This window comes from Streptomyces sp. WAC05292, from assembly GCF_003949955.1.
GTDB lineage: Bacteria > Actinomycetota > Actinomycetes > Streptomycetales > Streptomycetaceae > Streptomyces > Streptomyces globosus.
Map to the genome: position 1 here is coordinate 1 of NZ_RPSE01000051.1, position 26,696 is coordinate 26,696.

At 75.6% G+C, this 26,696-nt stretch carries 16 protein-coding genes and 1 pseudogene; 7 read left to right on the forward strand and 10 right to left on the reverse strand.

From position 1 onward, the window contains the following. Positions 1 to 235: 235 nt before the first annotated feature. Positions 236 to 868 carry an RDD family protein gene (locus tag EF903_RS09090; RefSeq protein WP_125542681.1) on the forward strand — a complete coding sequence of 211 codons (633 nt, stop codon included), beginning with the start codon at positions 236 to 238 and terminating at the stop codon, positions 866 to 868. Between the two features lie 98 nt (positions 869 to 966). Here EF903_RS09090 and EF903_RS09095 read toward each other — a convergent pair whose 3' ends face one another. From EF903_RS09095 to EF903_RS09110, 4 genes are all read right to left on the reverse strand, one after another. After that, complete coding sequence (locus EF903_RS09095) at positions 967 to 3,690, reverse strand: DUF6493 family protein (RefSeq protein ID WP_125542683.1); 2,724 nt, start codon at positions 3,688 to 3,690, stop codon at positions 967 to 969. Further along, positions 3,687 to 5,096 (reverse strand): SWIM zinc finger family protein, encoded by a 1,410-nt coding sequence (locus tag EF903_RS09100; RefSeq protein ID WP_125542685.1) that lies wholly within the window; start codon positions 5,094 to 5,096, stop codon positions 3,687 to 3,689. The genes EF903_RS09095 and EF903_RS09100 overlap by 4 nt, the downstream gene beginning before the upstream one ends. 533 nt (positions 5,097 to 5,629) lie before the next feature. Beyond that, the gene (locus EF903_RS09105) at positions 5,630 to 6,589 is read right to left on the reverse strand and encodes an MASE1 domain-containing protein (RefSeq protein ID WP_125542687.1); all 960 of its coding nucleotides are present in this window, start codon (positions 6,587 to 6,589) and stop codon (positions 5,630 to 5,632) included. Positions 6,590 to 6,634: 45 nt separating this feature from the next. Beyond that, the gene (locus EF903_RS09110; RefSeq protein WP_125542689.1) at positions 6,635 to 7,468 is read right to left on the reverse strand and encodes a PP2C family protein-serine/threonine phosphatase; all 834 of its coding nucleotides are present in this window, start codon (positions 7,466 to 7,468) and stop codon (positions 6,635 to 6,637) included. 237 nt (positions 7,469 to 7,705) lie between these two features. Between EF903_RS09110 and EF903_RS09115 the strand changes: the two genes are divergently transcribed. Then, positions 7,706 to 8,623, forward strand: a complete 918-nt coding sequence (locus EF903_RS09115; protein WP_125542691.1) for a MurR/RpiR family transcriptional regulator — start codon at positions 7,706 to 7,708, stop codon at positions 8,621 to 8,623. A 321-nt stretch (positions 8,624 to 8,944) separates the two neighbouring features. Beyond that, positions 8,945 to 9,316, forward strand: a complete 372-nt coding sequence (locus tag EF903_RS09120) for a hypothetical protein (protein ID WP_114056306.1) — start codon at positions 8,945 to 8,947, stop codon at positions 9,314 to 9,316. On the opposite strand, the gene EF903_RS09125 is transcribed toward EF903_RS09120, so the two are convergent. From EF903_RS09125 to EF903_RS35835, 3 genes are read right to left on the reverse strand one after another with little or no spacing between them, the layout of a single operon-like run. Next, positions 9,303 to 10,394: a serine protease gene (locus EF903_RS09125; protein ID WP_125542693.1), complete on the reverse strand. Its 1,092-nt coding sequence runs from the start codon at positions 10,392 to 10,394 to the stop codon at positions 9,303 to 9,305. The genes EF903_RS09120 and EF903_RS09125 overlap by 14 nt on opposite strands. Position 10,395: 1 nt before the next feature. Beyond that, a complete protein-coding gene (locus tag EF903_RS35830) occupies positions 10,396 to 15,465 on the reverse strand; it encodes a trypsin-like peptidase domain-containing protein (RefSeq protein ID WP_312845900.1) in 5,070 nt (1,689 codons plus the stop codon). Further along, a complete protein-coding gene (locus EF903_RS35835) occupies positions 15,465 to 17,105 on the reverse strand; it encodes a hypothetical protein (RefSeq protein ID WP_125542695.1) in 1,641 nt (546 codons plus the stop codon). The genes EF903_RS35830 and EF903_RS35835 overlap by 1 nt, the downstream gene beginning before the upstream one ends. Before the next feature lie 508 nt (positions 17,106 to 17,613). Here EF903_RS35835 and EF903_RS09145 point away from each other — a divergent pair. The 4 genes and pseudogenes from EF903_RS09145 to EF903_RS09160 form a co-directional block, all read left to right on the forward strand. Next, positions 17,614 to 18,417, forward strand: coding sequence for a caspase family protein (locus EF903_RS09145; RefSeq protein ID WP_125542696.1), 804 nt, complete (start codon positions 17,614 to 17,616; stop codon positions 18,415 to 18,417). Positions 18,418 to 18,634: 217 nt separating this feature from the next. Beyond that, positions 18,635 to 18,826, forward strand: a complete 192-nt coding sequence (locus EF903_RS09150; RefSeq protein WP_125542697.1) for a DUF5302 domain-containing protein — start codon at positions 18,635 to 18,637, stop codon at positions 18,824 to 18,826. A gap of 129 nt (positions 18,827 to 18,955) precedes the next feature. After that, positions 18,956 to 19,366 carry a rodlin gene (locus tag EF903_RS09155; RefSeq protein ID WP_125542698.1) on the forward strand — a complete coding sequence of 137 codons (411 nt, stop codon included), beginning with the start codon at positions 18,956 to 18,958 and terminating at the stop codon, positions 19,364 to 19,366. 226 nt (positions 19,367 to 19,592) lie between these two features. Then, positions 19,593 to 20,411 (forward strand): annotated as a pseudogene (locus EF903_RS09160) (glycoside hydrolase family 19 protein); the annotation flags it as partial. A 64-nt stretch (positions 20,412 to 20,475) separates the two neighbouring features. On the opposite strand, the gene EF903_RS09165 reads toward EF903_RS09160, so the two are convergent. The 3 genes from EF903_RS09165 to EF903_RS09175 form a co-directional block, all read right to left on the reverse strand. Further along, on the reverse strand, positions 20,476 to 23,241 hold the full coding sequence (locus tag EF903_RS09165) for a LuxR family transcriptional regulator (protein ID WP_260615021.1): 2,766 nt from the start codon (positions 23,239 to 23,241) through the stop codon (positions 20,476 to 20,478). Between the two features lie 213 nt (positions 23,242 to 23,454). Then, complete coding sequence (locus EF903_RS09170) at positions 23,455 to 25,245, reverse strand: S8 family serine peptidase (protein ID WP_125542702.1); 1,791 nt, start codon at positions 25,243 to 25,245, stop codon at positions 23,455 to 23,457. 431 nt (positions 25,246 to 25,676) lie between these two features. Next, positions 25,677 to 26,432 (reverse strand): DUF1838 family protein, encoded by a 756-nt coding sequence (locus EF903_RS09175; protein ID WP_125542699.1) that lies wholly within the window; start codon positions 26,430 to 26,432, stop codon positions 25,677 to 25,679. Positions 26,433 to 26,696: the final 264 nt, after the last annotated feature.

The window sequence follows — 26,696 nt, forward strand, 5'->3', positions numbered from 1 at the left end:
CGCCCGATCCGTCCGCCCCGGCGCCGCCCCGGCGCCCCCGAAGGCCCGTCCGACACGACCCGAACGCCCGTTCCGCCACCTCCGCGCGGGGATTCGGATTGGACAACCGCACGCGTGAGCGACCACGATGATGCGCGCAACATCGCGGCAGCTCAGGGGGGCAAACCGGTCACATGGTGTCGTTCCTCCGCTCGGTCCGCATCGTCCCCAATTCCGACACCGGAGAGATTTCGCCATGAGCTTCGGCGACCCGAACAATCCGTACGGCCAGCCCCCGCAGGGCCAGCCCGGCTACCCGCAGCAGGCCCCGCAGGGCGTGCCGCCGCAGTACGGCTACCCGCAGCAGCCCGCGCCGGGCACGCCCCCGCAGTACGGCTACCCGCAGCAGCCGGCCGCCGCGCCGTACGGCGGATACCCGGCGCCCGGCATGCCCGGCGCCGGCATGCCCGAACTCGCGCACTGGGGCCTCCGCGTCGGCGGCTACCTGCTCGACATGCTGATCATCGTCGGCCCGATGTACGCCCTCGGCTTCATCGACCTGGCCACCGCCTCGAACTCGGCGACCGCCGAGCCCGGCATCTTCTTCACCATCGGCATGCTCTACGCGGTCGGCATGGCGATCTTCCAGCTGTACAAGGAAGGCGCGACCGGCCAGTCGATCGGCAAGAAGATCGTCGGCATCAGCGTGCTCCGCGAGGCCAACGGCACCCCCCTCGGCTTCGGCATGGCGTTCGTCCGCAAGCTGGCCCACGTCCTCGACGGCCTGCCCTGCTACATCGGCTGGCTGTGGCCGCTGTGGGACGACAAGAAGCAGACGTTCGCCGACAAGGTGTGCAGCACCGTCGTCGTCCGCGTCCCCAAGGTCTGACCGCTCCTCGGACCTCCCCCGCCCGGCAGCGCTCCCCGGCGCTGCCGGGCGTACGCGTTCCCGGGCCGGCCCCGGCGGAGCCGCCCGGCCGCCCCGCCTCAGGCAGCCGCCTCCGCGCCGGCCCCCGGCCGGCGCGCGCCGCCCGTCCGCGCCGCCGCCTCGGCGAGCGCCGCCCGCAACCGCCGGGCCTGCACGGCCAGCTGGGACGAGCCCGCCCGCTCCGCCGCCCCGGCCACCCCGTCGGGCACCGGGCCGGCGGCCCCGCACCGCTCGGCGCAGTCCGCGGCCACGGCCAGCACCTCCCCCGCACCCCTGGCCCCGGCGCCGCCGGCCAGCAGCGCCGGCAGTGCCTGCGCGAGCAGCGTCCAGGTCAGGGCGTACGCGCCGGCGGCGGCGGCCGTGCGGGCCGCGTCGGCGAGCCGGTTGGGCTTGACCGTGCCGAGGGCGAGCAGTTCGGCGAGGTCCCGCCCCAGGAGTGCGGCGTCCAGCTCCCCGCGGGCGGCGAGGACCAGCAGGGCGTCCACCGCGGCCAGCCGGTCCTCGGCGTGCCGTGCACCGAGGCCGGTGGCGACGGCCAGGTGGAGGACCGGGCCGGCGGGACCGCCCAGTTCGGCGAGCCGGGCGAGCAGTTCCCCGGCCCCGCGCTCGCCGACCGTGGCGCAGGCGGTCAGCGCCGGCAGCAGCCAGACGGCCTGTGCTTCGCGGTCCTCGGGCATGACGGGGTGCTGGGCGAGCTCGAAGCCGCTCCAGTGGTAGCAGCGCCGGCCGGTGTCGGCGTACGGGCGGCCGAGCCGCCGGAACTCGGCGGGGAAGGAGCCGTTCTGCAGTCCGGGGCGCTCCGACAATTCGACGACGATGCGCGGCGCCGTGCCGCGGGTCCTGTCCCACCCGAGGAGGCTCGCCGCGGGGGCGGGCTGCTGCACCCGGCGCGCCGTCCGCGGCGGCTGCCCGTCGGAGCCGAGCCAGGCGGCGAGGCGCCGGCCCTCGGCGGTCCCCGACGCGGTGGCCGCCGCGGCGGCCTCCGGGTCGCGCCGGACGCGCAGCAGGGCCTGGGCGAAGTCGGCCGGGGCGGGGGCGATGCCGAGGCGCCGGTACTCCGCGAGGCGTGCGACGAGTTCGAGGGGTTCCAGCGTGCCCGTGTCCCAGGAGGGCGCGGCCAGCAGGAAGGGCAGCGGGTCGGTCAGGATGCGGGCCGCCGCCTCCCGGATCCGGGCGGCGGTGACCGCGCCGAGCGCGGCGTGCACGCAGTCGTGCGGGTAGCCGACGCCCCGGCGGCTCCCACTGGTCCGCAGGTCGGCGGCCCGAACGCAGCCGAGCACCGTCGCGGCGACGAGTTCCACGCCCTCGATCCACTCGGGGTCCGTCCAGCCGTCGTCCCGCAGCCAGCGGCGGTCGGCGAGGGCGGGGCGCAGGGCCGCGGCGAGGGCCGCGCGATCGCGGTGGGCGTGGCGGACGAGGGCGTCGAGGGCGGTCTCGGACTCGCCGGGCCCCGGCCGCCGGGCATGGGCGAGGGCGGCGACCAGTTCCACCGTCGAGGCGAGCGACAGGTCCGCGGCCGGCGCCTGCCGGCGTCGCTCGGGCGCCGGCGGCAGTACGTCCTCGCAGGGCTCGGCCGCGCAGTCGTCGGCGGCGGCGCCGAGGAGGTCCGCCGCTGCGCGCCGGTGCACGGGGCCGAGGAATTCCGCCTGGCCGGCCAGTTCGGCGCGCAGGGCGCCGTCGTCGGGCCGCAGGTGTGCGGCGACGAGCCGCAGGGCGCGCTCCTGGAGCGCGGTGTCCGCGTGCCCGAACGCCGCGGCGGCCGCGGGCAGCAGCACGGACCGGTCGTCGGGCCTGCGGCGCAGGGCCTTGCCGAGGAGGACGAGCTGGGCGCGTACGAGCTTCTTCTCCGGCCGGAACAGGACGGCGGAGGACATTTCGGCCAGTTGTTCGGCGGTCAGCCTGCCCGCCTCGGCCAGGCCGGCGAGGATCCCCTGGGCCTGCCCGGCGAGCGGCGAGGGGGCGTCGCCGGCCATGGCGATCCAGTCGTCGGCGCGCGCCTGCTGCTCGTCCTGCGTGAGGTCGAGCGCCCGGAGCAGGTCGAGGAAGAAGGACAGCTGGGCGGGACGGCCGCCGCGCAGCAGGCGAGCGGTGCAGCCGTCGGCGAGGACGCTCCGGTCGAGGAGGCCCTCCTCGGCGAGCCGGGCCAGTTCGGCGGGCCAGCCTCCGCCGTCGGTGGAGCGGCCGTACCAGGAGAGCGGCTCCGCGGGCTCTGCCGTCTCGAACAGCAGGGGCACGAACGCGCGCAGCTGCGGCTCCTCCCGGAGCGCCGCGCTCAGCGGCCGGCCGCGGCCGGCGGAGCGTCCGGGGCCGCCGGTGCTCATGTCGCGGACCCAGCCGCGGACGAAGCCGTCTCCGGTGGGCAGGGGGCAGCCTGCCCTGCGGACGAGTTCCCGGATGAGGGGGTAGTCCTCCTCGGCGGTGGCGGCGCGGGCGGCGAGGCGGTGCGCGACGTCGCCGAGCCAGGCGGGCTCGCGGTCGGCCAGGACCCGGAGGAGGAGTGCGGTGCGCTGTGCGGGGTGGTCCGTACGGAGGTCCCTGGCGGCGATCCAGGAGGCGGCGGCCGCGGCCCCGGTGTGGCAGGCGGCCCCGGCGAGGAGCAGGCCGCGGCGTATGCGTTCCCGTTCCTGCCAGCGGGACCAGTCCCAGCCGCGGACCTCGCGGCGCAGGGCGGCCAGTTCGGGCGCGAGGGCGCGGCGCTCGGCCGGGGTGAGGGGCCGGAGCAGGGCGGCGAGGGTGTCGTCGGCGCCCCGGCGGACGGCTTCGAGGACGGCGGCGGTGCTCATCGGGTTCCTCCGGAAGTGCGGGCGGCGGGGGTGGCGGTCCGGGTGCGCCGGGCCATGCGTACGGCGAGGGCGTGCTTGCAGGGGCCGCGGCGGCCGCGGTGGTCCGCCCACCACTGGCAGGTGCAGCTCGGCACTCCGCCGGCGGACTCGCGGACCTGGTAGCGGCGCTCGCCGGAGGCGACGGTCGCGGTGGCGTCGGCGGACAGGGCGACGGCGCCGTCGGCGAGCAGGGCGCGGGCGGCGGCGAGCCGGGGGTTGTGGCGTTCGGCTCGGGCGGCGTCGTAGGGGAGTTCGCGGTGGAAGTAGGCGGCTTCGGCGGCGTCGTAGCCGACGCGTCCGGCGGTGCCGAGGCGGACGAGGGCGGCACGGACCCGCTGCGCCGTCAGGCCGGACTGCTCGGCGAGGTCGGCGGTGTCGATCCGCGGCTCCCAGGCGAGGAGGACGGAGACGAGTTCGGCGTCGGCGGCCGCGTCGTCGGTGGCGAGCGCCTCCAGGACGCCGCCTTCGCCGGAGAAGCCCCGGTGGGGCTCGGGCGAGAGGGTGAGCGTGAGCCGCATGCCGGGCCCGGCGACTTCCCAGGCCGAGGCGGTCGCCGCGCCGCCGTGTGCCGCGGGGCCGTAGACGCGCAGGCCGGTGGCGTGCCGCAGGACCCGCTGGAGGGCGGCGAGCCGCTCGGGTCCGGGGAGGCAGACGGCGCCGGGAACGGGCCGGGTGGTGGCGCGCAGGGAGGCCCCTGCGGGGACGACCCACAGCGGCGCGCGGCCGGTGGTGCCGCCGCCGGCGGCGGTGCGGGGGAGGGTGCGCAGGAAGCGTACGGCTTCGGCGGCGGAGAGTTCGGCGCGCAGGTCGAATCCGGCGGAGACGACCTGGGATTCGGCGAAGCCGCGCAGCCAGCGGTCGGGCAGCGGCACCTTCTTCTCGACGACGGGCCCCTCCCGGGTGGTGACGGCGAGTTCGTCGGGGCCGACGCGCAGGTGCACCGGGTCGTCGCCGGCGAGCCGCGACAGCGCTTCCCGCAGCGGGTTGTTGACGTCGACGTTGGTGGTGCCGTGGCCGGTGTCGGCGCCGTCCAGGCCTTCGGGGAGCACGTCGAGGCGGGCGTAGACGCCGCAGCACCCGGAGAACGACTCGAAGCGGAGCCGGTCCCCGTTGGCGGTGACGACGGGGTCGAGTGAGGCCCGCAGCGTGCGCTGGTGATAACGCGCCGCGGCGACGTCGGCGACGGCGAGCAGCCCGCGGGCCGCTGCCTGCGGCGAGCGCAGGAACCCGGCGAAGAACCGGGGGTGCTCCTCGGGGCCCACGGGGGTCAGGCCTCCGGCGGTCTCCAGGCCCAGGAGGTGGCCCTGGCGGTCGGTGGTCAGGGACGACGGGCGTGCGTAGGCGAGTGCCTGCAGGGATCGGCTCATGGGCGTCAACGTAGGTGCGTGCACTGACAACCAGACGGCCCGTCACCTGCGCGGGCGGGCGGGTGCGGTGGCCGGCCGCGGCCAGTGCGGGTCACGGGGGGCGGGCGTCGCGATCGCACACGCGGGCGGCGGGGGCGCCCGCGGAACGACGGGCTGCGGCCCGCCGCCGGGTGCGGTCCCGGTGGTGCGGCCCGCGCCGGAGCGGTGCCCGTACGGGGCGCAGCCACCCCCGCGGACCCTGTGGCCACCGGTTTCCGGATCTCTGAATCTCGGCAGGCAACTGTCCTCCTGAACATGGATGTTGGGACGTGGCGGACCCTGAGGGGTGGCTGCGGAACCGGCCGGTTCCACGCCGTGTGCCGATCGGGAAAGCTCCTTCGGGAGCGGTTCACGCTCCCCGGCCACCGACCGTTGGGGCGCCCGCGGGGAGACATGCCGAAGCACGACGCGCTGCGCCACTCGGCGTTGGCGACTGCGACGGCGATGGCGACGGCGACGGGCGGAAGCCCAGGGCCGGATCGCCGCCGGTCGCCTCAGTCGTCGGTCTCGCTCCGCCGTGGGGCCAGGCGGTCCACGACCTCCGCGAGCTCCTCGCACACCTGCTCGATCCGCAGGCGGATGTTGTTCTGCTCGGTCACCAGGGCGGACAGCAGCAGCACGGTCAGGGCCGCCGAGCCGTTGAGTGCCTGGAGGTTGACCATGATCTCCAACAGGGTGTGATCGGCGAAGGGGCCCGCCTGGTCGATCGCCGCCGAGATCGCGATGACCGAGACCAGCAGGGCGCACGGAGCGCCGCCGACGTGCTGGAAGCGGACGCCGGCCCAGATCAGCATCGGGAAGACCAGGAAGAGCACCGACAGGTCGCTGCGGCAGGCCACGGTGGTGACGAGGCCGCAGGTGACGAGCAGGGCCAGTGCCTCGGCCGCCCGGTAGGCGTCCGCGGGCAGGGTGACGTGCGGGAGGATCAGCAGCACCGGGGTGACCAGGAGCACGCCCATCGCGTCACCCGCCCACCAGGCGGCCCACACCGGCCAGAACTCCGACGGCGGCAGGTCGCCGGTGGCGACGAGCATCCCGCAGCCGATGGTCGCGCTGATCAGCATGGCGAGCAGGCCCGCGAGGAAGACGAGGGCCAGGGCGTCCCGCAGGTGGTCCATCTGCGTGCGGAAGCCGGTGCGGCGCAGCAGCAGGTACGCGCACACGGGGGCGAGGGTGTTGCCGAGGAGGAGCCCCGCGTCCGCGGGTTCGAAGGAGGCCAGGTGCTCGATGTTCATGTACGCGCCGAGCGTGATGCCGGGCCAGGCGCGCAGGCCGAACCACAGCAGGGCGGCGAGGGCGATGCCCGTGGGCGGCCACAGCGGGGAGACCATGGCGCCCTCGACGACGATGCTCAGCAGGAGCCCGGCCTGTCCGGTTGCGTAGTAGGCGACCGCGACCGCGAGGATCCTGAGGACGTCGGCGACGAGGGCTCGCCATTCCACGGTGCGCACCACAGCATCAGACAACAGGCGCCGCCCGGGGGCCGGGCGTGACACGCGCTACTCGGCGCCCCGTCCGTCTCCGTCGTGGCTGATGACGAGGACGGCTGCGTCGTCGGCGTGGCCGGTGGAGTCCGCGACCTTCATGACCTCGGCGGCCAGTTCGGCGGGGTCCGCGCCCGCAGCCTCGCGTACGACGCGCAGGACGCGGTCGAGGCCGACGTCGATCGGGAAGGCGGGGCCTTCGACGACGCCGTCGGTGAGCAGGACGATGGAGCCGGGCCGGTCCAGCCTGCGGCGGGTGACGGCGTATCCGGCGCCGGGCAGCATGCCGAGGGGGACGCCGCCCTCGTCCTCGGCCATGCCGTAGCGGCCGTCGACGGTGGCCCATATCGCGGGGACGTGGCCGGCGCGGGCGCAGTCCAGTTCCCAGGTCTGCGGGTCGAAGCGGAGCAGGGTGCAGGTCGCGAAGAGCTCGGAGCCGGTCGAGAGGAGCACGTCGTTGGTCCTGCCGAGGACCTCGCCGGGGTCGTCGACGACGGAGGCGATGGCGCGCAGGCCGATGCGGACCTGGCCCATGAAGGCGGCGGCTTCGACGTCGTGTCCCTGGACGTCTCCGATGGAGAAGGCGAGGGCCCCGTCGGGGAGCCGGAAGCCGTCGTACCAGTCGCCGCCGATGTCGAGGCCGTGGCGGGCGGGCGCATAGCTGGCGGCGGTGCGCAGTCCGGGGACGCCGGGCAGGGAGCCCGGCAGCATCTCGCGCTGGAGGGCTTCGGCGAGTTCGACGCGGGCCTGCTGGTGTTCGGCGCCGGCGCGGGCGCGGGCGGTGAGCCGTCCGAGGGTGCTCAGCAGGTCGTCCGCGCTCTGCGACCGGGGGCCGCGGCGCGGGATCACGGACTGCTCCCGGCTGCATCCATACGTCGCTCGTCCCTGCTCTCGGTTCTCGCGGCGTGCTGCGCCCCAGACCCGTGCCCAATCATATTTGCAGGTCTGCGCGGGCCGCGACAGGTCCGGTGCCGTACGGTTCCCCGACGGCCGCCTCACGGGGCGGAGCAGGGGCGGAGCGCCCGGGGGCGACCACAGGGCGTGAGCTATGTTGGAAGAAGAGTGACATGAGAGGGAGGCACACCGGTGTCATCCGGGCAGCAGGCACGCGCCCAGGCGGCTGCGATCACGCCGAGCGGGCAGGCGCCCGACCACGAGAGGGCTCCGGGTGACCGGGTCCGCGCGCTGTTCGACGGCCGCCGCCTCTCGCCCGGCCAGCGGCGCATCGCCCAGTACCTGGTCGACCACCTCACCGAGGCGGCGTTCCTGTCGATCACCGAGCTCGCCGAGCGGGTGGGCGTCAGCCAGCCGTCGGTGACGCGGTTCGCGACGGCGCTCGGGTTCAGCGGCTATCCGGCGCTGCGGGACGTCCTGCAGCCGATGGCGCTGAGCGCGGTGGCGGGCTCGCCGGAGGCGCGCGAGCAGTACCGGCGCAACGAGCTCCAGGCCGCCGTGGACGCGGAGATCGAGAACCTGGAGAACGTGCGGCGGCTTCTCGCCGACACCAACCAGGTGCTGGACATCGGGCGGGAGCTGGCCCGATCGGTGCCGCTGACGGTGCTGGGCCTGCGGATCTCGGTGTCGCTGGCCGAGTACTTCGCGTACGCGGCGCGGCGCATCCACCCCGACGTGCGGCTGGTGACCCGGGGCGGCAGCGTCGCGTACGACGCCCTGCTGCAGTCGCGGGAGGCGGGCGGGACCTGGGCGCTGGCGTTCGCCATGCCGCGGCACGCCAAGGAGACGCTGTCGGCGCTGCGGGCGGCCCGGAACGCGGGGCTGAAGATCGCGCTGATCACCGACCACACGCTGGGCCCGCTGGTGGACGAGGCCGATGTCGCGCTGACCGCGGGGACCGGGGCGCGGCTGGTGTTCGACTCGTACGCGGCGCCGGGCATGCTGTCGGCGGCGCTGCTCCAGGCGATGGCCGACGCGGATCCGGAGCGGACGCAGGCCCGGCTCGAAGGGTACGAGCAGGTCGCCGACCAGCACGGATTCTTCCTCTAGGGACCGGTTTGACCCGTAGTGACCTGCGGATTTTCATGCCGTCGGGGCGCATGTAATTTTTCATTCTCTTGTTTACTCGACGGTATATATGTTTACTGAGCAGCGCGCCGGATCCGTCAGACGCGCCAAGGAGGGCGACCCCTAACGCCCTCCCGGAACGGATACCCGGGCCGGACGACTCCTCCTCACGTCCTGCCCGGGTGCCGGTCCCGGCAGCGGGTCCATCCAGAGCGCTTGTGGCGGCCCCCGGTCAACCCCTGGGCCGGGGCCGCCGCCCACCACGTCTCGATCACAGTTCGACACCCTTCGGAAGCGACGAGAATGCGCCAGACGCTCTCCCCCGCCCTCAGCCCCGACTGGCCCTGCCAGGTCAAGGCCCCGGGCACCCAGGACTGGGAACGCACGGCCATGCGCTGGCTCCGCGACCTGCTCCCGGCCCGCTACGGCAGCTACTCGACGCTGACCCGCAGCTCCGTCCTCCTCGCGCGGCACGCCCAGCTCCAGCTCCAGCACGAGATGCGGACCGTCCGCGTCGCCCTGGAGACCAGCCGGGCCGAGCTGCCGGCGCTCGGCGTCGGCGAGGCCGTCATCGAGAACTCGATCCGCATGTACGCGGTGGAGCTCCAGCAGCTCGGCCGGCTGTCGCGGGCCGTCCGGCTCGTCGGTGACGCCCTGCGCGTCACACCCAGTTGATCCCGGCGCGCGCCAGGAGCGGGTCGTCGACCAGCTCCCACAGCGGGACCGCGTAGTTCCCGAAGCCGTACCGGCCGCCGTAGTGCAGGCCGAGGACGCGGTGGTCGGCCAGGTCGAAGACCGGGGAGCCGCTGTTGCCGCCGAGGGTGGAGCAGTCGTGGCGGACGGTGAGCCGGTCGGGTGCCAGGCCCGTCGTCGTCCCCGGCTGGAGCCGTTTGACGTTGTAGACGTCCATGAAGATGCGGCGCATCGCCTCGGGCTCGTTGCGGCGGCCGTCCTCCGCCGGGTAGCCGACCACGTACACGGGCCGGCCGGGCAGGTCGCCGGGCGGGTCGGCGGCCACCGCGAGCGGCGTCGCCGGAGCGCGGCCGTCCGCGGCGGTGTCCACGCGGAGCAGGGCCAGGTCGACATCGGGGTGGACGCCGATCACCTCGGTGACGGCGAACTCCAGCGACGGATCCCCGGGCGCGGTGTCCGCTTCCTCCGCCAGGTCCAGCCGGGCGGACATCCCCGGCCGGAACGTCCAGGCCCCGCCGTCGCCGCCGCCGTCGCGGCCGGCGGTGAACTCGACGGCCACGTGGCGGTTGGTCATCACCACCCCCGGGGCGACGAGGAACGCGGTGCCCACCCAGGCCAGCCGGGGATGGCCCTCGACGTCGACGCGGCCCACGCGGGCGAGCGACTCGCGGATCGCGGCCCGGTGCCCGTCCAGGACCGCCCAGTCCCCCTGCTGCGAGGGGAAGTCGCGGCCCCGCACCAGGATCGCCGGCCGGCCTTCGAGCAGGACGATGGCCTCCACGCCGAAGTATTCGTCGTCGTCGACCTCGTCCGCGCGGCCCTCGGCGAGCTTCTCCAGCCCACGGGCGCCCGCAGCCAGTACGCGCGCCCGCTCCTGCACGGCGCAGGCGGCGATCTCCCGTGCCGCGGCCCCGGCCTGCGCGGGGCCGTCGGCCCCGCCGGGGAGCGGCGCCGACTCGGGCACCTCCGCCTCCAGGGCCTGCCGTACGCGGGCGGCCACCTCGCGCAAGTCGCCGAAAACCTGTTCGGGCCGGGTGGCCACCGGTGATCGGGCCGTCATCTCAGACCACCTCCGCGGGACGGCGCCCGCCGAGCAGGGCCTGGGCGTCCGCGATCTCCCGGTGGACGGCCGGGCTGTGCTCGGCGAGGTGCTGCATGATCGTGCTGATCTGGGTGCCGACGTTCACGAACGCCGTCGTCTTGCCCTGGTAGACGACGTCCTCGACGCGCCGGGTGCCGCGGTGCAGGGCGACGACCGTCCAGTCGTCGGTCAGGACGGGCGATCCCGAGGACCCGCCGCGGGTGTCCGTGAAGTAGCGGACGTCCTTCGCGTCCGCCTCGTAGACCAGGTTGTTGCGCAGGGCGACGCGCTTCGGCTCGCCGCCGGGGTGCTGGATGATGTTGACGGGGACCGGCTCGTGCGGGGTGACCGCCAGCGGGGCGGCCGCGATCCGCAGGGGGTCGCGCGGCGGCCCGTCCGCCAGGCGGAGGACCGCGTAGTCGAGGTCCTCGTCCCAGGCGAGCAACTCGGCCACGGCCACCTCGTCGGGAGGCGTCGCCCCCGCGGCGGCGTCCGCGCCGTAATCGAACCGGCAGCGGGTGTTCCGGGCCTGGAGCGCGAGGTCCGCGGGGTCGACGGGGGCCCGGCCGGCGGCGGTCCGGGTGCGCGCGTTGACGACGTGGTGGTTGGTGACGAGCAGCCCGGGCGCGGCGAGCCAGCCGGTACCGGCGTGCGGGTAGCCGCCCGGCCCGAGCGGGGCGCCCGCCTCGTACGGGGTCACCTTGAGCCGGGCCACCGCGCGGCCCGCGGCCTCGCCGGCGAGGAGGAACTCGAAGGGGACCGTGTCGTCGCGGAAGACGATCTCCTCCTTGGTCTCGCCCGCGGGCGGCTCGGGCACGTCCGGCTCACCCGCGGCTTCGCGCGCCACCCGGTCCAAGGCGCTCTGGAACACCGCGAGCGGGCCGGCCTCCGCCGTCTGGGCGACGGCGTTGCGCAGCCAGATCTCCAGCGGGACGGAGCCGTCCACGAGGCGCTCCACCCGGTTCATCGCCTCCAGGTCGGACTGCACCTGCGCACCGGGCGCGGCCAGGACGGGCAGGACGCCCCGGTACCGGGGCATGATGCCGGCGAGCAGGAGGGGCCTCATCGAGGGGTCGGCCAGCCCGGTCTCCAGCGCGGTGTCCTTGAGGCGGAGGACGTCCTCGCGCGCCAGGTAGGTGTCGTTCATACGGTCCAGGCCCTTTCCGGTGTCGGCCGGGTGAACCGGTCGGACGGGTCCGGGGGCGGCTGCGGCCATGGCGGCCGCCACACCGGAGACGAGGTCGCCGTGGTCGTCCCGCAGGACGAGCAGACGGCGGGCGAGCTCGCCGAGGGTGCCGCGGCGACGGGCCTCCCGCAGCAACCCGGCCGTACCGCTGCCGGCGGGGCCGGGCGGGTACGCGGCCGCTCCGGACCGCACGGAGTCCGGCGGACCGGCCCCACCCCCGGCTGCCTCCCGAACCTGCACCCCGCCCCGCCCGACCGCGGGCCCACCGCGCGGCTCGACCCCTCCATACGACGGGGACCCACCGGCCGACTCGGCCCCACCAGGCAGCGCGGGCCCACCACGCCTATCGGACCCTTCGGCCCTGTCGGCACTCTCGGGCTGGTCGGGCCCATCGGGCTGGTCTGGCCGGTCGGCCTCGTCGGCCTCGTCGGGCTGGTCGGTCCCATCGGGCCGGTCGGGCCGGTCGGGCGGCACAGCCCCAACGGCCGTCATGAGCCCACCGCGCTGTCCGGGCCCACCGGGCTGCGCGAGCCCACTGGGCTGCCCGTGTACATCGGGTGTCGCGGGCGAACCGGGCGGCACGGGCCGGCCAGTCTGTCCGGGCCCGCCGGGCGGTGCAGACCCGCTGGGCGGGACTGGCCCCTCGGGCGGCACGGGCCCGGCCGACTCTGCCGACCCACCGGACGGCACCGGCCCGCCAGGGCCAAGGCGCCCGGTGGGCCTGCTGGGCGGTGCGGGCGTCCCCGATGGGCCGGACCCACCGGGCGGTACGGGCCGAACAGCCTGTCCGGGCCCGCCGGACGGTACGGGTGCACCGGACGCCGCGGACCCGCCGGGCGGTACGGGTGCACTGGCAGCCACGGACCCGCCGGGCGGCGCGGCCCCACTGGGCGGCACCGGCCTACCGCGCGGCGCAGGCCCCTCGGGCACGGGCCCAGCCGGCTCTCCCGACCCACTGGGCGGCACCGGCCCGCCCGGCCCACCGGGCGGTGCGGCTGCCCCGGACCCTACGGACCCGCCGGGCGGTACGGGCGGTGCGGACGCCCCAAACGGCGCAGACCCATCGGGCGGTCCGGGCGTCCCGGACGGGACAGGCCGACCGCGCGGCGCAGGCTCCTCGGGGAGCACGGGCCCAATCGGCTCTCCGGACCCCCCGGATGGCCCCGGCCCGCCAGGTCCACCGGGCGGTGCGGACCCGCTGGGCGGGCCAGCCCGACCCCGCGACACAGGCCCCTCGGGCAACACGGGCCCAGCCGACTCTCCCGACCCCCCGGATGGCCCCGGCCCGCCAGGTCCACCGGGCGGTGCGGACCCGCTCGGCGGGACAGCCCGACCCCGCGACACACGCCCCTCGGGCAACACGGGCCCAGCCGACTCTCCCAACCCACCGGACAGCTCCGGCTCGCCAGGGCCCAGGCGCCCGCCGGGACCACCGCGAGGTGCCGATCCCCCGGGCGGTGCGGGTGCGCCGGGCGATGCGGGCGCGCCAGGCGGTACGGGCGCGCCAGGCGGTGGGGGCGCGCCGGGCGGTGCGGGCGCGCCGGGCGGTGTGGGGCCGTCGGTCTTCGCGGGGTCCAGCGGTGTGCCTGACGGCGCGGGAGCGCCGGGTGGTACCTGCTCGCCGGGCGGGGCCGGCCCGCGCGGCGGCTCGGTTTCCGCCGGCGGCTCCGGTGGCTGGGGGGCGGTGCCGGCGGCGTTGGCGAGGACGCGGCCCAGGGCCTCGCCGAGCCGGGGCTGCTTGGCCACGGCCAGGCGGATCGACTCCGCGAGCTGCTCCAGGGCCGCGTCGTCGGCGTCGGGCATGCCCAGCACCTTGAGGGTGTGGTCCAGCGCTGCCGGGTCCCGGCCGGACACCTCCGCGGCGACGGCCCGTACGAGGGCGGGCTGCTGCGCCATCGCCTCCTCGGGCAGCGCCCGCAGCCGCTCGGCGAGCCTGGTCACGGCCTCCGGCCCGGCATCGGTCGCGGCGGCGAGCCGGGAGCGGGCCAGGAGCGCTCCCATCGCGTCGAAGTCGCGGCCCAGACCGGTCGCGAGGTCCTCCGCCTCCGCGAGGGCCCGGTCGGCGGCCGCCGGATCGCCGTCCTCCTCCGCGAGCCGGGCCGCGAGCAGCAGCAGGTCGAGTTCGGCGTCGGCATCGCCCGCCTCCTCGGCCCGGTCCACCGCCCTGTCCGCCTCGGCCCTGGCCTGCGCGCGCCGGCCGAGCCGGGCCAGCGTCTCGACGAGCAGCGGTTCGAGCACGCTGCCGGGGGTCCACGGCCGGCGTTCCGCCAGCCGCGCCTCCGCCTCGCGGAGGTAGCCCTGCGCGAGCAGGTCCTCGACCTCCCGCGCGGTGATGCGCTCCCAGTCCTCCTGGTCGGCGTCATGCAGCGGCAGCCCGGCGGTGTGGCCGCCGAGGCGGCCGTCGAGGAAGGCAGCGGACCGGGGCGCCATGTCGTCGGCGGCGCCGTCCAGGTGGCGTTCGACGCCGGGTTCCCAGCGCTCCTCGACCGCACGGGGGTTCTCGTTGAGGCGAAGCCGGTGGTAGATCTCCTCGGCGCGGGCCTCCGCGCCCGGCCGGGCGGCGTAGAACTCCACCGCGCGCCGGGCGACGCCGCGCATGAGGGCGGTGCCGGCGGTGTCGGACAGGCGCAGCATGATGGCCCGCAGGTCGGGCCGGTGGCGGATCCGGCCGGGTCCGGCGGGTTCCATCAGGTCGAGCCGGGCCAGCAGGCCGAACAGGGTCCGGGCCTGCTCCGCCGTGTCGACGCGCAGCCCGCACGGCTCGGCGAGGACGTCTTCGACCAGCTCGGGTGTGATCTTGCGCAGGGCCAGCCCGCCCTGGGCGAGGGCCCGTACGGAGGGGTTGCCGACGTGGCGCAGGATCCGGTCGTAGAGGACGCCCTGGACGAGCATCTGGTCCACCTTGCGCAGGACCTGGCGGCGCCGGGGCAGGCTCTCCACCAGCTCGCCCAGCGCGCCCGCCCCGTCCCCGACGATCATTGCGGCGCGCGCGGCGAGCTTCAGGCTGAGCGGGTGTCCGCCCACGCGCTCGGCGAGGGCGCGGGCGACGGCCTCGTCCTCGATCCCGCGGCTGCGCAGGAGCGCGACGGCGGCGTCGGGGCCGAGCTCGCCGAGTTCGATGGTGAGGGGGTCGACGACGCGGGCGGGGTGGTCCACGGGGGCGCGGCCGGCGACGATCCACCGCAGCCGCGGGTAGACCTTCCGCAGCACCGACCACATGGCCCACAGCCTGCCGATCGCGGGGTTGGCCCGGTACTGGGCCGCCTCGAAGGAGTCGACGGCGACGACCAGCGGCGGGGCGTGGCCGCCCGCGCCCGCGGGCTCCTGCTCCCCGGGTGGCACGGCCCCGACGGCCAGGACGACGAGTTCGGCGACCTGCCGTACGAGCTCGGTCTCGCGCGTGCGGGCGGTGGTGTGGAACCGCTCGGCCGCGGTGCGTCCCATGCTGGACCGGGTGGAGGAGAGCCCGTACAGCTCGTCGATGGCTCCCTGTTCCTCGCGCTGGGTGCGGGCGGTCTCCTCGCACGCGCCGGCGAGGGCGTCGAAGGCGGGGCGGTGGTCGGGGTACTGGACGCCGAGCTGCCGGGCCATCTCGCCGATGAGCGTGGCCGGTTCGTGGACGGACAGGGTGGGCCGCGCGAAGTCCACGTAGGCGAAGGGGAAGGGGAAGGGGGCGGTGACGTCGTCGGGGAGGCAGTCGAGGAGGAACTTGGCCAGGAGGGTGCTCTTGCCCATGCCGCCGAGCCCGTGGATCAGCATCGGGGGCCGTTCGGCCGCGCCTGTGCCGTCGGCTCCGTCGTCGAGGACGTACGCGCGGAGCCGGGACAGCTCGTCGGTGCGGCCGCAGAAGGCCTGCTGCTCCATCACTCCTCCAGCAGACGGCGCAGCGGCTGGAGGAGGCGCACCCGCTCCAGCAGGCGCTGGAGCTGCCCGGGGTCGGGGATCCCGGCGGTGCCGGGGATCCGGGACAGCCACAGGACGGCCTGGTGGGCGGCGGCGAGGGCGTCCGCGTCGAGCCGCCGGGCGTCCGGGGGGCGCCCGCTGAGGTAGGCGAGGGCGATGCGCTCCGGTGCCGGGCCGGCCTGCACCTGGGCGAGGTTGGCCTCCAGGCAGCGCCGGGCGGCGGCCGGCCCGGGCAGGTCGGCGAGGGCCGCCTCCCGGATGTCGTCGCGCAGGGTCCAGACGGGCGGGTTCGTGGCGATTGTCGCGCAGTCGTCGACGAGTTCCTGCTGGGCGCGGCCGGAGGGTTCGCGTTCGCCGGGCAGGCGCAGGGTGTCCGGTTCGAAGCGGACGAGCAGGCAGGCGGCCCGCCGGTAGGCGCGGCGCTCCTCGGAGGGGGCCGCCGGCTCCAGGGCGGCCGGGGCGCCGAGCTCGCGGTGCAGCAGGCCGGCGTAGTCGGCGCCGGGTGCCAGGGACCGCCAGGTGCCGACGGCGGTCTCGGCGGCCGTGCACAGCCTGCGCATGAGGCTGTCGCCGGAGGCGGGCGCCTGTGCGGCCTCCCACACCGCCGCCGCGGAGGCCGCCGCGAGGCGGAGGGCTTCCGCCGGGGGCAGGGGGGCCTGCGTGAAGTACGTGCGGAAGAAGTCGTCGACGTCGTCGCGGCCGAGGATGCGGGCCGTGTCCCGGCACACGGTCTTGCGGATCTCGTACGGCAGCTGCGGCATCGTCGCGGGGTAGCCGAGCAGGACCAGTCGGGGCGCGGTGCCCTCGGGTTCGGGCCCGTGCTCGAACAGGGAGCGGGCCAGCTGGCCGATGGCGTCCCAGGCGTCGGAGGTCGAGGCGAGCCGGTCGCATTCGTCGAGGATGATCCAGAAGGCCTCGGGTGCCGCGGTGGCGCGGGTGACGATCTGCTGGACGGCCCATTCGTGCGCGGACAGTGGATCGTTCAACGGTGTCGGATTCAACTGCGGCGGATCGGCTTCGGGGTTGAGGCGGGCGGCGATCTGCCGGATCAGCTGGGCGGCGGTCGTCGTGTGCGTCAGCGTCACGCGGACGGGGCGGAACCCGCAGTGCTGGCCGAGGTAGCGGATGAGGCTGTAGCTGTAGGAGCGCCCGCTGTCGGGCTCGCCGTCCACGACGAGGACGGTCTTCTCGGGGTCGGCGAGGAACTCCCGCAGCCGTTCGCGCAGCTGCTCGCGGTCGATGAACACCTCGGCGCCGTTGCGCAGGACGCCCGCGCGGAAGTGGTCCTGGTCGGAGACGTGCACGCGTTCGTCGTCGGCGAGCCTGAGCCGGAGGGCGAGGAGCTGGGGCTGGAACTGGCTGGTGAGTTCGTCGAGGGTGAGGAGGACGTCGAGGAGGAAGAGCTGGGCGGTGATGCTGTGCCGCACGGCCCGGACCAGGGCGGCGGCGTTGTCCCCGGCCTTGGCGGTGAGGCTGAGCGAGCCGATGAACGCGGGCGGGTATCCGGCCTGCCGGAGGCGGTCGTGGGGGTCGGGCGTGTCCAGGAGGTAGTCCCGCACCCAGGCGGTGACCACGCCCCATTCCGTGTCGGTGAGCGGCATTGCGCACCTGCCCGTCCGCCCGTGGGGGCGGCCGACGGATCCACTGGTGACATCTGTCATGGTTTCACCCGCTTCACCGGGGTGCAAGGCCGCAGGTCCGCGGCCGCGGACCGAGGCCGGCACGGACCGGTTCGGGCACGGACCGGGGCCGGCACGGACCGGTTCGGGCACGGACCGGGGCCGGCACGGACCGGTTCGGGCACGGACCGGTTCCGGCGCGGACCGGTTCGGGCGCGGGGCAGCCGGCGCCGGAGCGGCGGGGGGCCGGTTGGTCGCAGCCGTTGCTCCGCCCGCACGCCGCGCGGCCGGACTCACACGGCCGCGTCCGGTCGGCACATCCGCTGCGGTCGCGGCCCCGGCCGGTCCGTCGTTCGGCCGCCCGCCGCTCCCCCGGCGGAGCCGTTCCCGATCGGGCGGCGCCGGCCGCCGCCGGGTTCGCGGGCCGCCGCGCCGAGGAAGCCATCCCCGAGGTATCCCGACCCCGCAACCGCTCACCGAGGAGGACCCCGTGCCCGCAGGACTCTCCGTCCACGTAGGACTCAACAGCGTCGACCCCGCCGCGTACGGCGGGTGGGACGGCCGGCTGCTGGCGTGCGAGAACGACGCCCGCGACATGGCGGCGGTCGCCCGCGCCGCCGGATTCGAGACGACGGTGCTGCTCACCCCCGAGGGCACCGTGGACCGCGTCACGGCCGAGCTGCGCAAGGCCGCGGGGCGGCTGGACGACGGCGACATCCTGCTGTTCACCTACTCCGGCCACGGCGGCCAGATCCCCGACGAGGAGGGGGACGAGCCGGACGCCCTCGACGAGACCCTCGTCTTCTTCGACCGCCAGTTCCTCGACGACGAGCTGCACCGCGAGTTCCGCCGCTTCTCCCCCGGCGTGCGGATCCTCTGCCTGCTGGACTGCTGCCACAGCGGGACGGCCACCGAGGCCGCCTCGCAGCCCGGCGGGGAGGGGGATGCGGCGGTCCGCGTCATGCCCGTCGTGCGCCAGCAGCAGCTCTTCGAACGCGACCGGGAGTTCTATCAGGAGCTCCAGCGCGAGCTGCGCAAGAACGGGGTGGACGGCGAGCCCGGCACCCTGCTGATCTCCGCCTGCCAGGACGACCAGTTCGCCCTCGACGGCCGGGTGAACGGCGCGTTCACCGAGGCCCTGCTGCGCGTGTGGGACGCGGGCGCCTTCTCCGGCGGCTACCGGGACTTCCACCGGGCCATCCGGGAGCGGCTGCCGCGCACGCAGGTGCCCAACCTGCACACCACGGGCAGCCCGGCGCCGGACTTCCTCGGGCAGAAGCCCTTCACCGTCTGATTCCGGCGCCGCGCGGGTCGTGACTTCCGGCCCGGCCCGTCGTTGGTCACGGTGGTCAAGCGAAGTGCACCCGTGACGTCCCGGGCCCCTGCGGGGGTCCGGGACTTTGCGTTGGTCGCCGCACCCCGGCGCGCCGGACTCCGCCGAGGGGAGAACTCGCTGGTCCGGGCGGCGCGGGGCTGACAGACTGGCGGCTTCGCACACCGGAGGAGGACACATGGCACAGGAGTCGGACGCGCCGCAGGACGAGTCGCCCGCCGAGGAGGCCAAGCGCAGGTTCCGCGAGGCCCTGGAGCGCAACGCGAGCAACGCGCGGGCCCAGCAGGCCCACCAGAGCCGGACGAAGATCCAAGGCACCAGCTCCGGAGCCGGCGGCGGGCAGAAGCGGACCCGCCGCAAGGCCGGCTGACCGGCCCGCCCGAGCGCGCGCTGGGCCACACGGGTGACAGGCGATAACCCCCGGCGGGAACGGCAGTTGATCAGCTCGTCCCGCCGGGGACCACCATCCATGCGACAGCGCGACAGAAGGATCCTCCTCATGCTCAAGAAGCTCATGGCCACGACCGCCGCCACCGCAGCCGTGCTGGGCGCCGGCGCCGCGGTCGCCTCCCCGGCGATGGCCATCGGCAACGACAACGGCGTCAACACCGTCAACGGCAACGACTCCGCGCAGATCTACGGCAACCAGGAGACGAAGGGCGCGATGAGCCCGCAGCTGGGCCTGGTCCAGGGCTCGCTGAACAAGCTCTGCGTGGGCCTGCCCGCCAAGGTGAACGCCCAGTCGCTCATCGGCGCCCTCAACATCGGCGTCCAGGACATCAACGTCCTGTCCAACCCGATGAACCAGCAGTGCGCCGAGAACTCCACCCAGGCCAAGGGCGACGAGTCCCTCTCGCACATCCTCAGCAACATCCCGGTCCTCTCCGGCAACCTCTCCGCCGGCAGCTGACCCCCGGGCGCGGCCGCAGCGCCGCGCCTGCGCACGACGGGCAGGGCCCGTACGCAGCACCCGCGTACGGGCCCTGCCCGTCGGCGCGCCCGGGGCCGGCCGCGCGACCACACCACCTCCACTTGGTCTAGACCTTGACAGGTCCATACCAGTTCGGTTGGCTGGGGACAGTGCCGCGCCACCGGCAATTCCCCACGCTCTAGGAGAAGTTGCGTGATACGTCCGCTGCGCCGCCGCCTGGGCCTCGTCCGCCGTCTACACCGGGGGCTCGACCGCCTCGCACAACGGCCGCAACTGGCAGGCCAAGTGGTGGACCCAGGGCGAGACGCCCGGCACCACCGGCCAGTGGGGCGTCTGGTCCGACCAGGGAGCCTGCGGCACCGGCGGCGGTACGGACCCCGACCCGGACCCGGGCACCGATCCGTCCGGGTTCGTCGTCACCGAGGACCAGTTCAACCGCATGTTCCCGAACCGGAACCCCTTCTACACGTACCGCGGCCTCGTGGCGGCCCTGTCCGCCTATCCCGGCTTCGCCAACACGGGCGACGACACCGCCAAGCGCCGGGAGGCCGCCGCCTTCCTCGCGAACGTCTCGCACGAGACGGGCGGGCTCGTCCACATCGTCGAGCAGAACACCGCCAACTACCCGCACTACTGCGACGCCGCCCAGCCCTACGGCTGCCCCGCCGGCCAGGCCGCCTACTACGGCCGCGGACCCATCCAGCTCAGCTGGAACTTCAACTACAAGGCCGCCGGCGACGCCCTCGGCATCAACCTGCTGGGCGACCCGTACCTGGTCGAGCGGGACCCGGCCGTCGCCATGAAGACCGCCCTCTGGTACTGGAACACCCAGAACGGCCCCGGCACCATGACCGCGCACGCCGCGATGACCAACGGCTCCGGCTTCGGCGAGACGATCCGCTCCATCAACGGCGCCCTGGAGTGCAACGGCGGCAACCCCGCCCAGGTCCAGAGCCGGGTGAACTCCTACCGGGCCTTCACCGAGATGCTCGGCGTCACCCCCGGACCGAACCTCACCTGCTGACCGGGCGCGGCCCGATCGGCCCGCCCCGCCCGTCCGGAGAGGGCCCCCGCGGCGCGCCCCGCGCTCAGGGGGCCCTCAGGGCCATCGCCAGCTGCGCCCGCGAACGCACCTCCAGCTTCTGGTAGATCCTCGTCAGCCGCGCCTCGACGGTCTTGACGCTGACGAACAGCCGGGCCGCCGCCTCCTGGTTGCTCGCGCCCTGCGCCACCAGCAGTGCCAGCCGGGCCTCCGCCTCCGTCAGCGCGGCCAGCGCCACCGCCGGCCCCGCCTCCGTCGGCACCGGCTCCGGCCCCTCGGCCGCCAGCTGCGCCCACGGCCGCGCACCCGCCTGCTCGAAGACGGCCGCCGCCGCCTGCAGCGCGGCCCGGGCCGGAGCCTTCCGCCGCCGCCGCCGCTCCGCCCGGGCCAGCGCGAGGAGCGTCCGGCCGCGCTCCACCGGAAGGTGGAACGCCTGGAAGTCGGCGGCCGTCCGCGTCAGCAGCTCCACGGCCGCATCGCCCTCCCCCAGCACGGACAGGGCCGCACCGCGCGCCCGGTCCAGCGCCGCGACGACCGTCGCCCGCCCCAGCGACCTGGCGACCGCGCCGACCTCGCCGATCAGCTCCACCGCCTCCTCGGGCGCGTCCGCGGCGACGAGCGCCTCCGCCAGCTCCCCGTGCCAGCGCAGGATCGAGGGGTCCACCACCTGCTGGGCCGCCTCCAGGCCCGCGACCCGGCGCAGCGTGGCCACCGCCTTGGCCGCCTCGCCCGTGGCCAGTTCGACAAGGCCGAGCGCGTACAGGCTCCGCGACAGGAAGACCTGGTCGCGCTCCTCCTCGGAGGCCTGGATGCCGCGGCGCGCGTAACCGGCGGCACGTGCGAAGCTCCCGCCGGTCACCTCCGCCATCGCGGCGACGTACCAGGCGGGTCCGGGTGAGAGGCCCGCCTCGATGGTCAGCTCCAGGGCCCGCCGGGCGTGGTCGGAGGCGGTCGCGCACCGGCCGCGCCGCAGCTCCACCTCGGTCAGGCTGCGCAGCACCTCGAAGACGTCCTCGGCGGAGCCGGTGCGGCGGACCGCGGGCAGCAGCGCGAGCAGCTCGCGGCGCGCGTCGGCGAGCCGGTCGTCGAACAGGGCGTGCCTGACCGCCAGGTACTGCGGGGCGTTGCGCATGCCGAGGGGGACGTCGGGGGCGGGCAGGGCGAGCGCCTCGGCCAGGATCTGCTCGGCGTCCGGGTCGCCGAGGATGCGGCCCATGCGGGCGCGGACGGTGAGGGCCATGGCCTCGGCGACCTGGTCCCCGCCGATGGCGGCGAGCCGGCCGGCCTCGGCGGCCTCGTCGCGGGCGCGGACGGGGTCGCCGTCGCTGAGGTTGTGCTTCCAGGCGACGCGCAGGCGGACCGCCGCCTGGAGGGCGGGATCGCCTTCGGCGTCGTCCATGGCGTACGCGAAGGTCTCGTCGAGGGTGCCGAGGGCCTGCCCGGCGGCGTCGATGACGGCGAGTCGGGCGCGGACCCGGTCGGAGCGGGAGGCGTCGCGGGCGAGGACGGCCCGGGTGGCGCGGCGGGCGAGGTCGGCCCGGCCGGCCCAGCCCGCGTCCTCGGCGGCGGCGACGAGCCGGGCCAGTTCGTCGCCGGGCCGGTCGCCCGGGGTGCGCTCGGCGGCGAGCAGTCCGAGTTCGGCGGCCAGCGCGCGCTGTCCGCGGCGGCGGCAGTCCGCGGCGGCCCGGGTGATCTCGGCGGCGAGCCACTCGTCGGGGGTGTCCACGGCGAGGGCCCGGTGGCGTACGGCCTGGACGGGGTCGTCGACGGCGGCGGCGAGCGCGGCGTGCCCGGCGGCGCGCTCGGGCCAGCCCGCGTCGGCGGCCAGCGCCATGGGGAGGGCGCCGGCGGTGAAGGCGACCGTGCCGTCCTCGCCGACGGTGACCAGTGCGGCCCGTTCGGCCTCTGCCAGTTCCGCCTCGGCGTCGGGACGCCCGGCGCGGCGCAGCAGCGCCGTGGTCGGCCGGGCCGCGAGGGCGGCGAGGAGCAGGGTGCGGCGGGTGCGGGCGGGGGCCTCGGCGAGGAGGCGCCGGGCGACCTCGCGGGCCTGCCCGGACAGGGGCAGGGTGTCGGCGTGGTGGGCGGCGCCCTCGCGGGAGCCGGCGGCTTCGGCGAGGGAGTGGCCGAGGGCGAGCGCGAGGCGCGGGTTGCCGCCGCTGGCGTGGTGGACCCGGCCGGCGAGGCGGGCGGGCAGGCCGTGCCGGACGAGGAGTTCGGCCACCTCGTCGGCGCCGAGCGGCGGGATGCGGATCGCAGGGGTGCCGGGGCCGCACAGCGGCACGGCGACGGGCACCCCGCCCTGCACGCATTCCGCGACCAGGACACGCACCCGGGGCGGGGTCAGCCGCAGTGCGAATCGGAGCAGGTCGGTGCTTTCCGGATCCAGCCATTGGGCGTTGTCGACGACGAGGAGGACGGGGCTGCGTGCGGCCAGGGTGCGCAGCACCTCGACGACGGCGAGGCGCAGGGCGACGTGGTCGCGGCCGGCGCGCGGGGTGTCGGTCTCGCGGCGCAGGTGGGCGATGGCGGTTCGCTGCGGTCCGGAGAGCGTTTCGAGCGCGTCGCAGGGGACCGAGGCGAGCAGTGCGGCGGCCGACGCCTCGGGGATCCACCGGTCGGCGGCTTCGGGTGCGAGGCGGAGCACGGTGTCCTGCCTGGCCTCGGCCGCCGCCGCGATGGCGCAGGCGAGCTCGGTCTTGCCCGCGCCGGCGGGTGCGGTGAGCAGGGCGCGCCCGTGCTCGGCGAGCGCCTGCTCGACCGCCTTGATCAGTTCACCGTGTCCTACGGTCGCGTTGGCGCGCCCCGCTGCCACGCACAGCCACCAGCCTCTCGGTCCCCACTCTGTGCCTTTCCTGTGAGGAGCGAGAATACGAGGTCGCGGGCCGGGTGGAGGCGAAGTGTGACGCACAATTCAGTCACGGCCGGGAAAGCCGCACGGGCCTGCCGGTACGAGGTATCGGCAGGCCCGCGGGTGTCATCGGGTGGTGCGTGCGCCGGCCGCCGGGGCGGCCGGGGCGGGGGTGCCTCAGAAGGCGAGGCTCCAGGCGTCGAGGTAGCCGGTGTCGCCGCCGGCGTTGTCGTTGATCCGGAGCTTCCAGGTGCCGTTCGCGACCTCGGAGGAGGCGTTCACGGTGTAGGTCTGGTTGATGTTGTCGGCGCTGCCGCCGGCACGGTTGTGCAGGGTGTAGACCGAGCCGTCCGGGGCCACCAGGTCGACCTTCAGGTCACCGATGTAGGTGTGCTTGATGTCGACGCCCACCTTGAGGGTGGCCGGGGCGTTGCCCGCGACACCGGTGACGGTGATCGGGCTCTCGACGGTCGCGTTGTCGAAGATGTTCACGTTCGTGGTGTTCTCGAGGCCCGGAGCCGGGGTGGTCGAGGTCACCGCGTTGAGCGTGGCGGCCGCGTCGGCGAGGCCGGTGCCGCAGCCGCCGGTGCAGGTGCCGGCGAGCGGGCGGGTGTTGGTCTTGATGGCCGCCTCGATCTGGGCCGGGGTCAGCGCCGGCTTGGCGGCGACCATGAGCGCGGCGAGGCCGGCGACGTGCGGGGCCGCCATGCTGGTGCCCTGGTACGGCTTGTAGTTCTCCGAGCCGGGGGTGGTGAGGCCGGTGTTCAGCGTGGAGAGGATGGCGTTCTCGGGGGTGGTGACGGTGCCGGGCGTGTCGGTGGCGCGGCGGGTCTCACCGCCCGGGGCGGCGACGTCGATGACGGCGCCGTAGTTGGAGTAGTACGAGCGGTCGCCGGCGCGGTTGCTGGCGGCGACGGTGATGACGTTGCTGCAGCTGGCCGGGGTGAAGCCGGCGGCGTCGGCGTTGCTGTTGCCGGCGGCCACGACGACGGTGGTGCCGCGGGCGACGGCCGCGTTGATGGCGTTCTGGTAGCTGGTGGAGCAGGTGCCGGAGCCGCCGAGGCTCATGTTGATGACCTTGGCGGGGTTGGCGTTGGCCGGGACGCCCGCGACGGTGCCGCCGGAGGCCCAGGTGATGGCGTCGACGATGTCGGAGGTGGCGCCGCCGCACTTGCCGAGGACGCGGACGGGCTGGATCTTCGCGTTGTACGCGATGCCCGCGATGCCCTTGGCGTTGTTCGCGGCCGCGCCGATGGTGCCGGCGACGTGGGTGCCGTGCCAGGAGGAGTCGCTCGCCTTGGAGCCGGTGCCGCACTCGCCGGCCGCGTTCCAGTCGCCCTGGTCCGCCGGGTTGCTGTCGCGGCCGTTGCCGTCGCGCGCGGCGGTGGAGCTGCTGATGAAGTCGTAGCCCGCGACGATGTTCGCGGCGAGGTCGGAGTGGGCGACGTAGCCGGTGTCGAGGACGGCGACGGTGACGCCGGTGCCGGTGGCCTTGTCCCAGGCTGCCGGAACGTTCATGCCGGCGGTGGGCTCGAAGAGGTCCCACTGCTTGGCGTACTCGGTGTCGTTCGGGGCGGCCATCGCGTAGGCACGGGTGTCCGGCTCGACGTAGGCGACGTCGGGGTCGGAGCGGAACTGGGCCATCAGGTCGGCCGCGTCCTTGGGGGCGGTGGCCCCGCCGAGGCTGACGAGGGCGGCGCCGGTGCCGAGGCGGCGGTCGAAGGCGGCCTTCTTGCCGGCCTTCTTGCCCTTCGCGGCGGCGTCGGTCGCGGCGGCGCTGTTGGAACTGGCCTCGGCGGCGCCCGACTTGTAGCCGACGATCAGGTTCTCGACCGGGGCGGCGGCCGGGGCCGCGGGGGCGCCGGGGGCCGGGATGGTCGAGGCGGCGGCCCGAGCGGCCGGGGCGGGCTCGGCGCCGGGCAGGGCCACGGAGGCGGTGGCGGAGCCGGCCAGCAGGGTGACGGACATAGCCGCCACGGATATCAGCCTGCGTCGCGTTGCGTGCACGGTCTTCCCTTTCGCGGGCCGGTCCCGGGCAGGCCGGAGCGGCCCCGGTTGGGGCGGTGTGGGAGGTGGGTTGACGATCTTACGGGGCCGGGCGGGCTGGTCAGTTCCGGCCCGGCCACCGCGGGATCGCCGCGCCGTCCCTGCCGCTTCGGCGGGGCTGGGACGACGTCGGTGCTGGGCGGTCGTCCGGCTCGCGGCTTCGCACCATGTGGGGTTGGGACGGGGGCCGCGGGCGGGGGAAGATCGCCGGTGGCCAGACAGTAGGCAACGGGCGGGTGAACTGGATACGGGGAAAACCCTTGTCCGCCCCCTGCCGACCCCCGAGGGGCGCTTCCGGGACCGCCGGCCGCCCGCCGGGACGCCCTTCGAGCTGCGGCTTTGCCCGGCGGGCCCTATCCCGTGGCGCCGAGGCGGCGGAAGTGGGTCCAGCTCGTCTCGTTGGGCTCGGACCACTTCCGCGGGGCGTGCGCGAACTCCGGGTGCCGGTCGGCGATGAACCGCCGGGTGCGCTCCGGGACCTCCGCGTACGAGCCGAGCTTTCGGCCGCGGCAGTGGAAGGTGAGCCCGCCGGGCCGTTGGCCCTGCTCCATCCACGGCAGCCAGGGCGACATCCGGGTCCAGGACATCGTGCAGGGCACACCGGGCTCCTCGGTGTGCAGCACCGAGGCGGGCGCGAAGAACTGGAAGAGCTCCAGGGCCCGGTAGGTGTCCCCCGCGGAGTGCAGGGGGTAGTCGGCCACGGGCAGCGGCGAGGGGTAGGAGAGCGGGATCTCCAGGCTGAAGCAGACCTGGTCGCCCAGCGGGGTCAGCGGGACGGGGAAGGGGCGCAGGACCAGGTTGGCGGGGTCGTTCCAGACGTGGACGACCCTCCTGCCCTCCCAGGTGTCGAGGATGTCGCGGCTCCCGGGGTCCAGGTAGAAGGCGGCCTCGCGGGCCAGGAGGCGGTAGCCGCCGCTCTCCTCGTCCGCCACGAGGCGGGCGGCGTTGACGCCTTCGAAGCCGAACAGGCGGCGGTAGGGCTCGTCCGGGGCCCAGGAGTGGACGTCGCCGGACCACCAGAAGACCGTTTCGGCGCCGTCGAGGGAGGCGCGGGCGCGGGCGAAGGCGCGCAGGAGCTCGGCGGGGGTCGTGCCGGGTGCGGTTGTCATGCCGGGTACTGTGCTCGGCCGCGCGCGGCCGGGCAAGGCGCCCCCGGGTCGTTGCGGCGGGCCGGTGGCCGGGATGCGGACTCCGCCTTGACGCGGGGGCGGGCAGCGGCGACGGTGATCCGCATGGTGAGGGGAAGCGGGCGCCGCAGGCGCCGCGGACACCGCCCGTTCGCGCTGCTCGCGCCGGTGCTGTGCCTGGTGTTGGGGGCGGGGCTGGCCGCTGCCCTGCCGGACGGCGCCGGGCCGGACCGCGCAGGACACGGC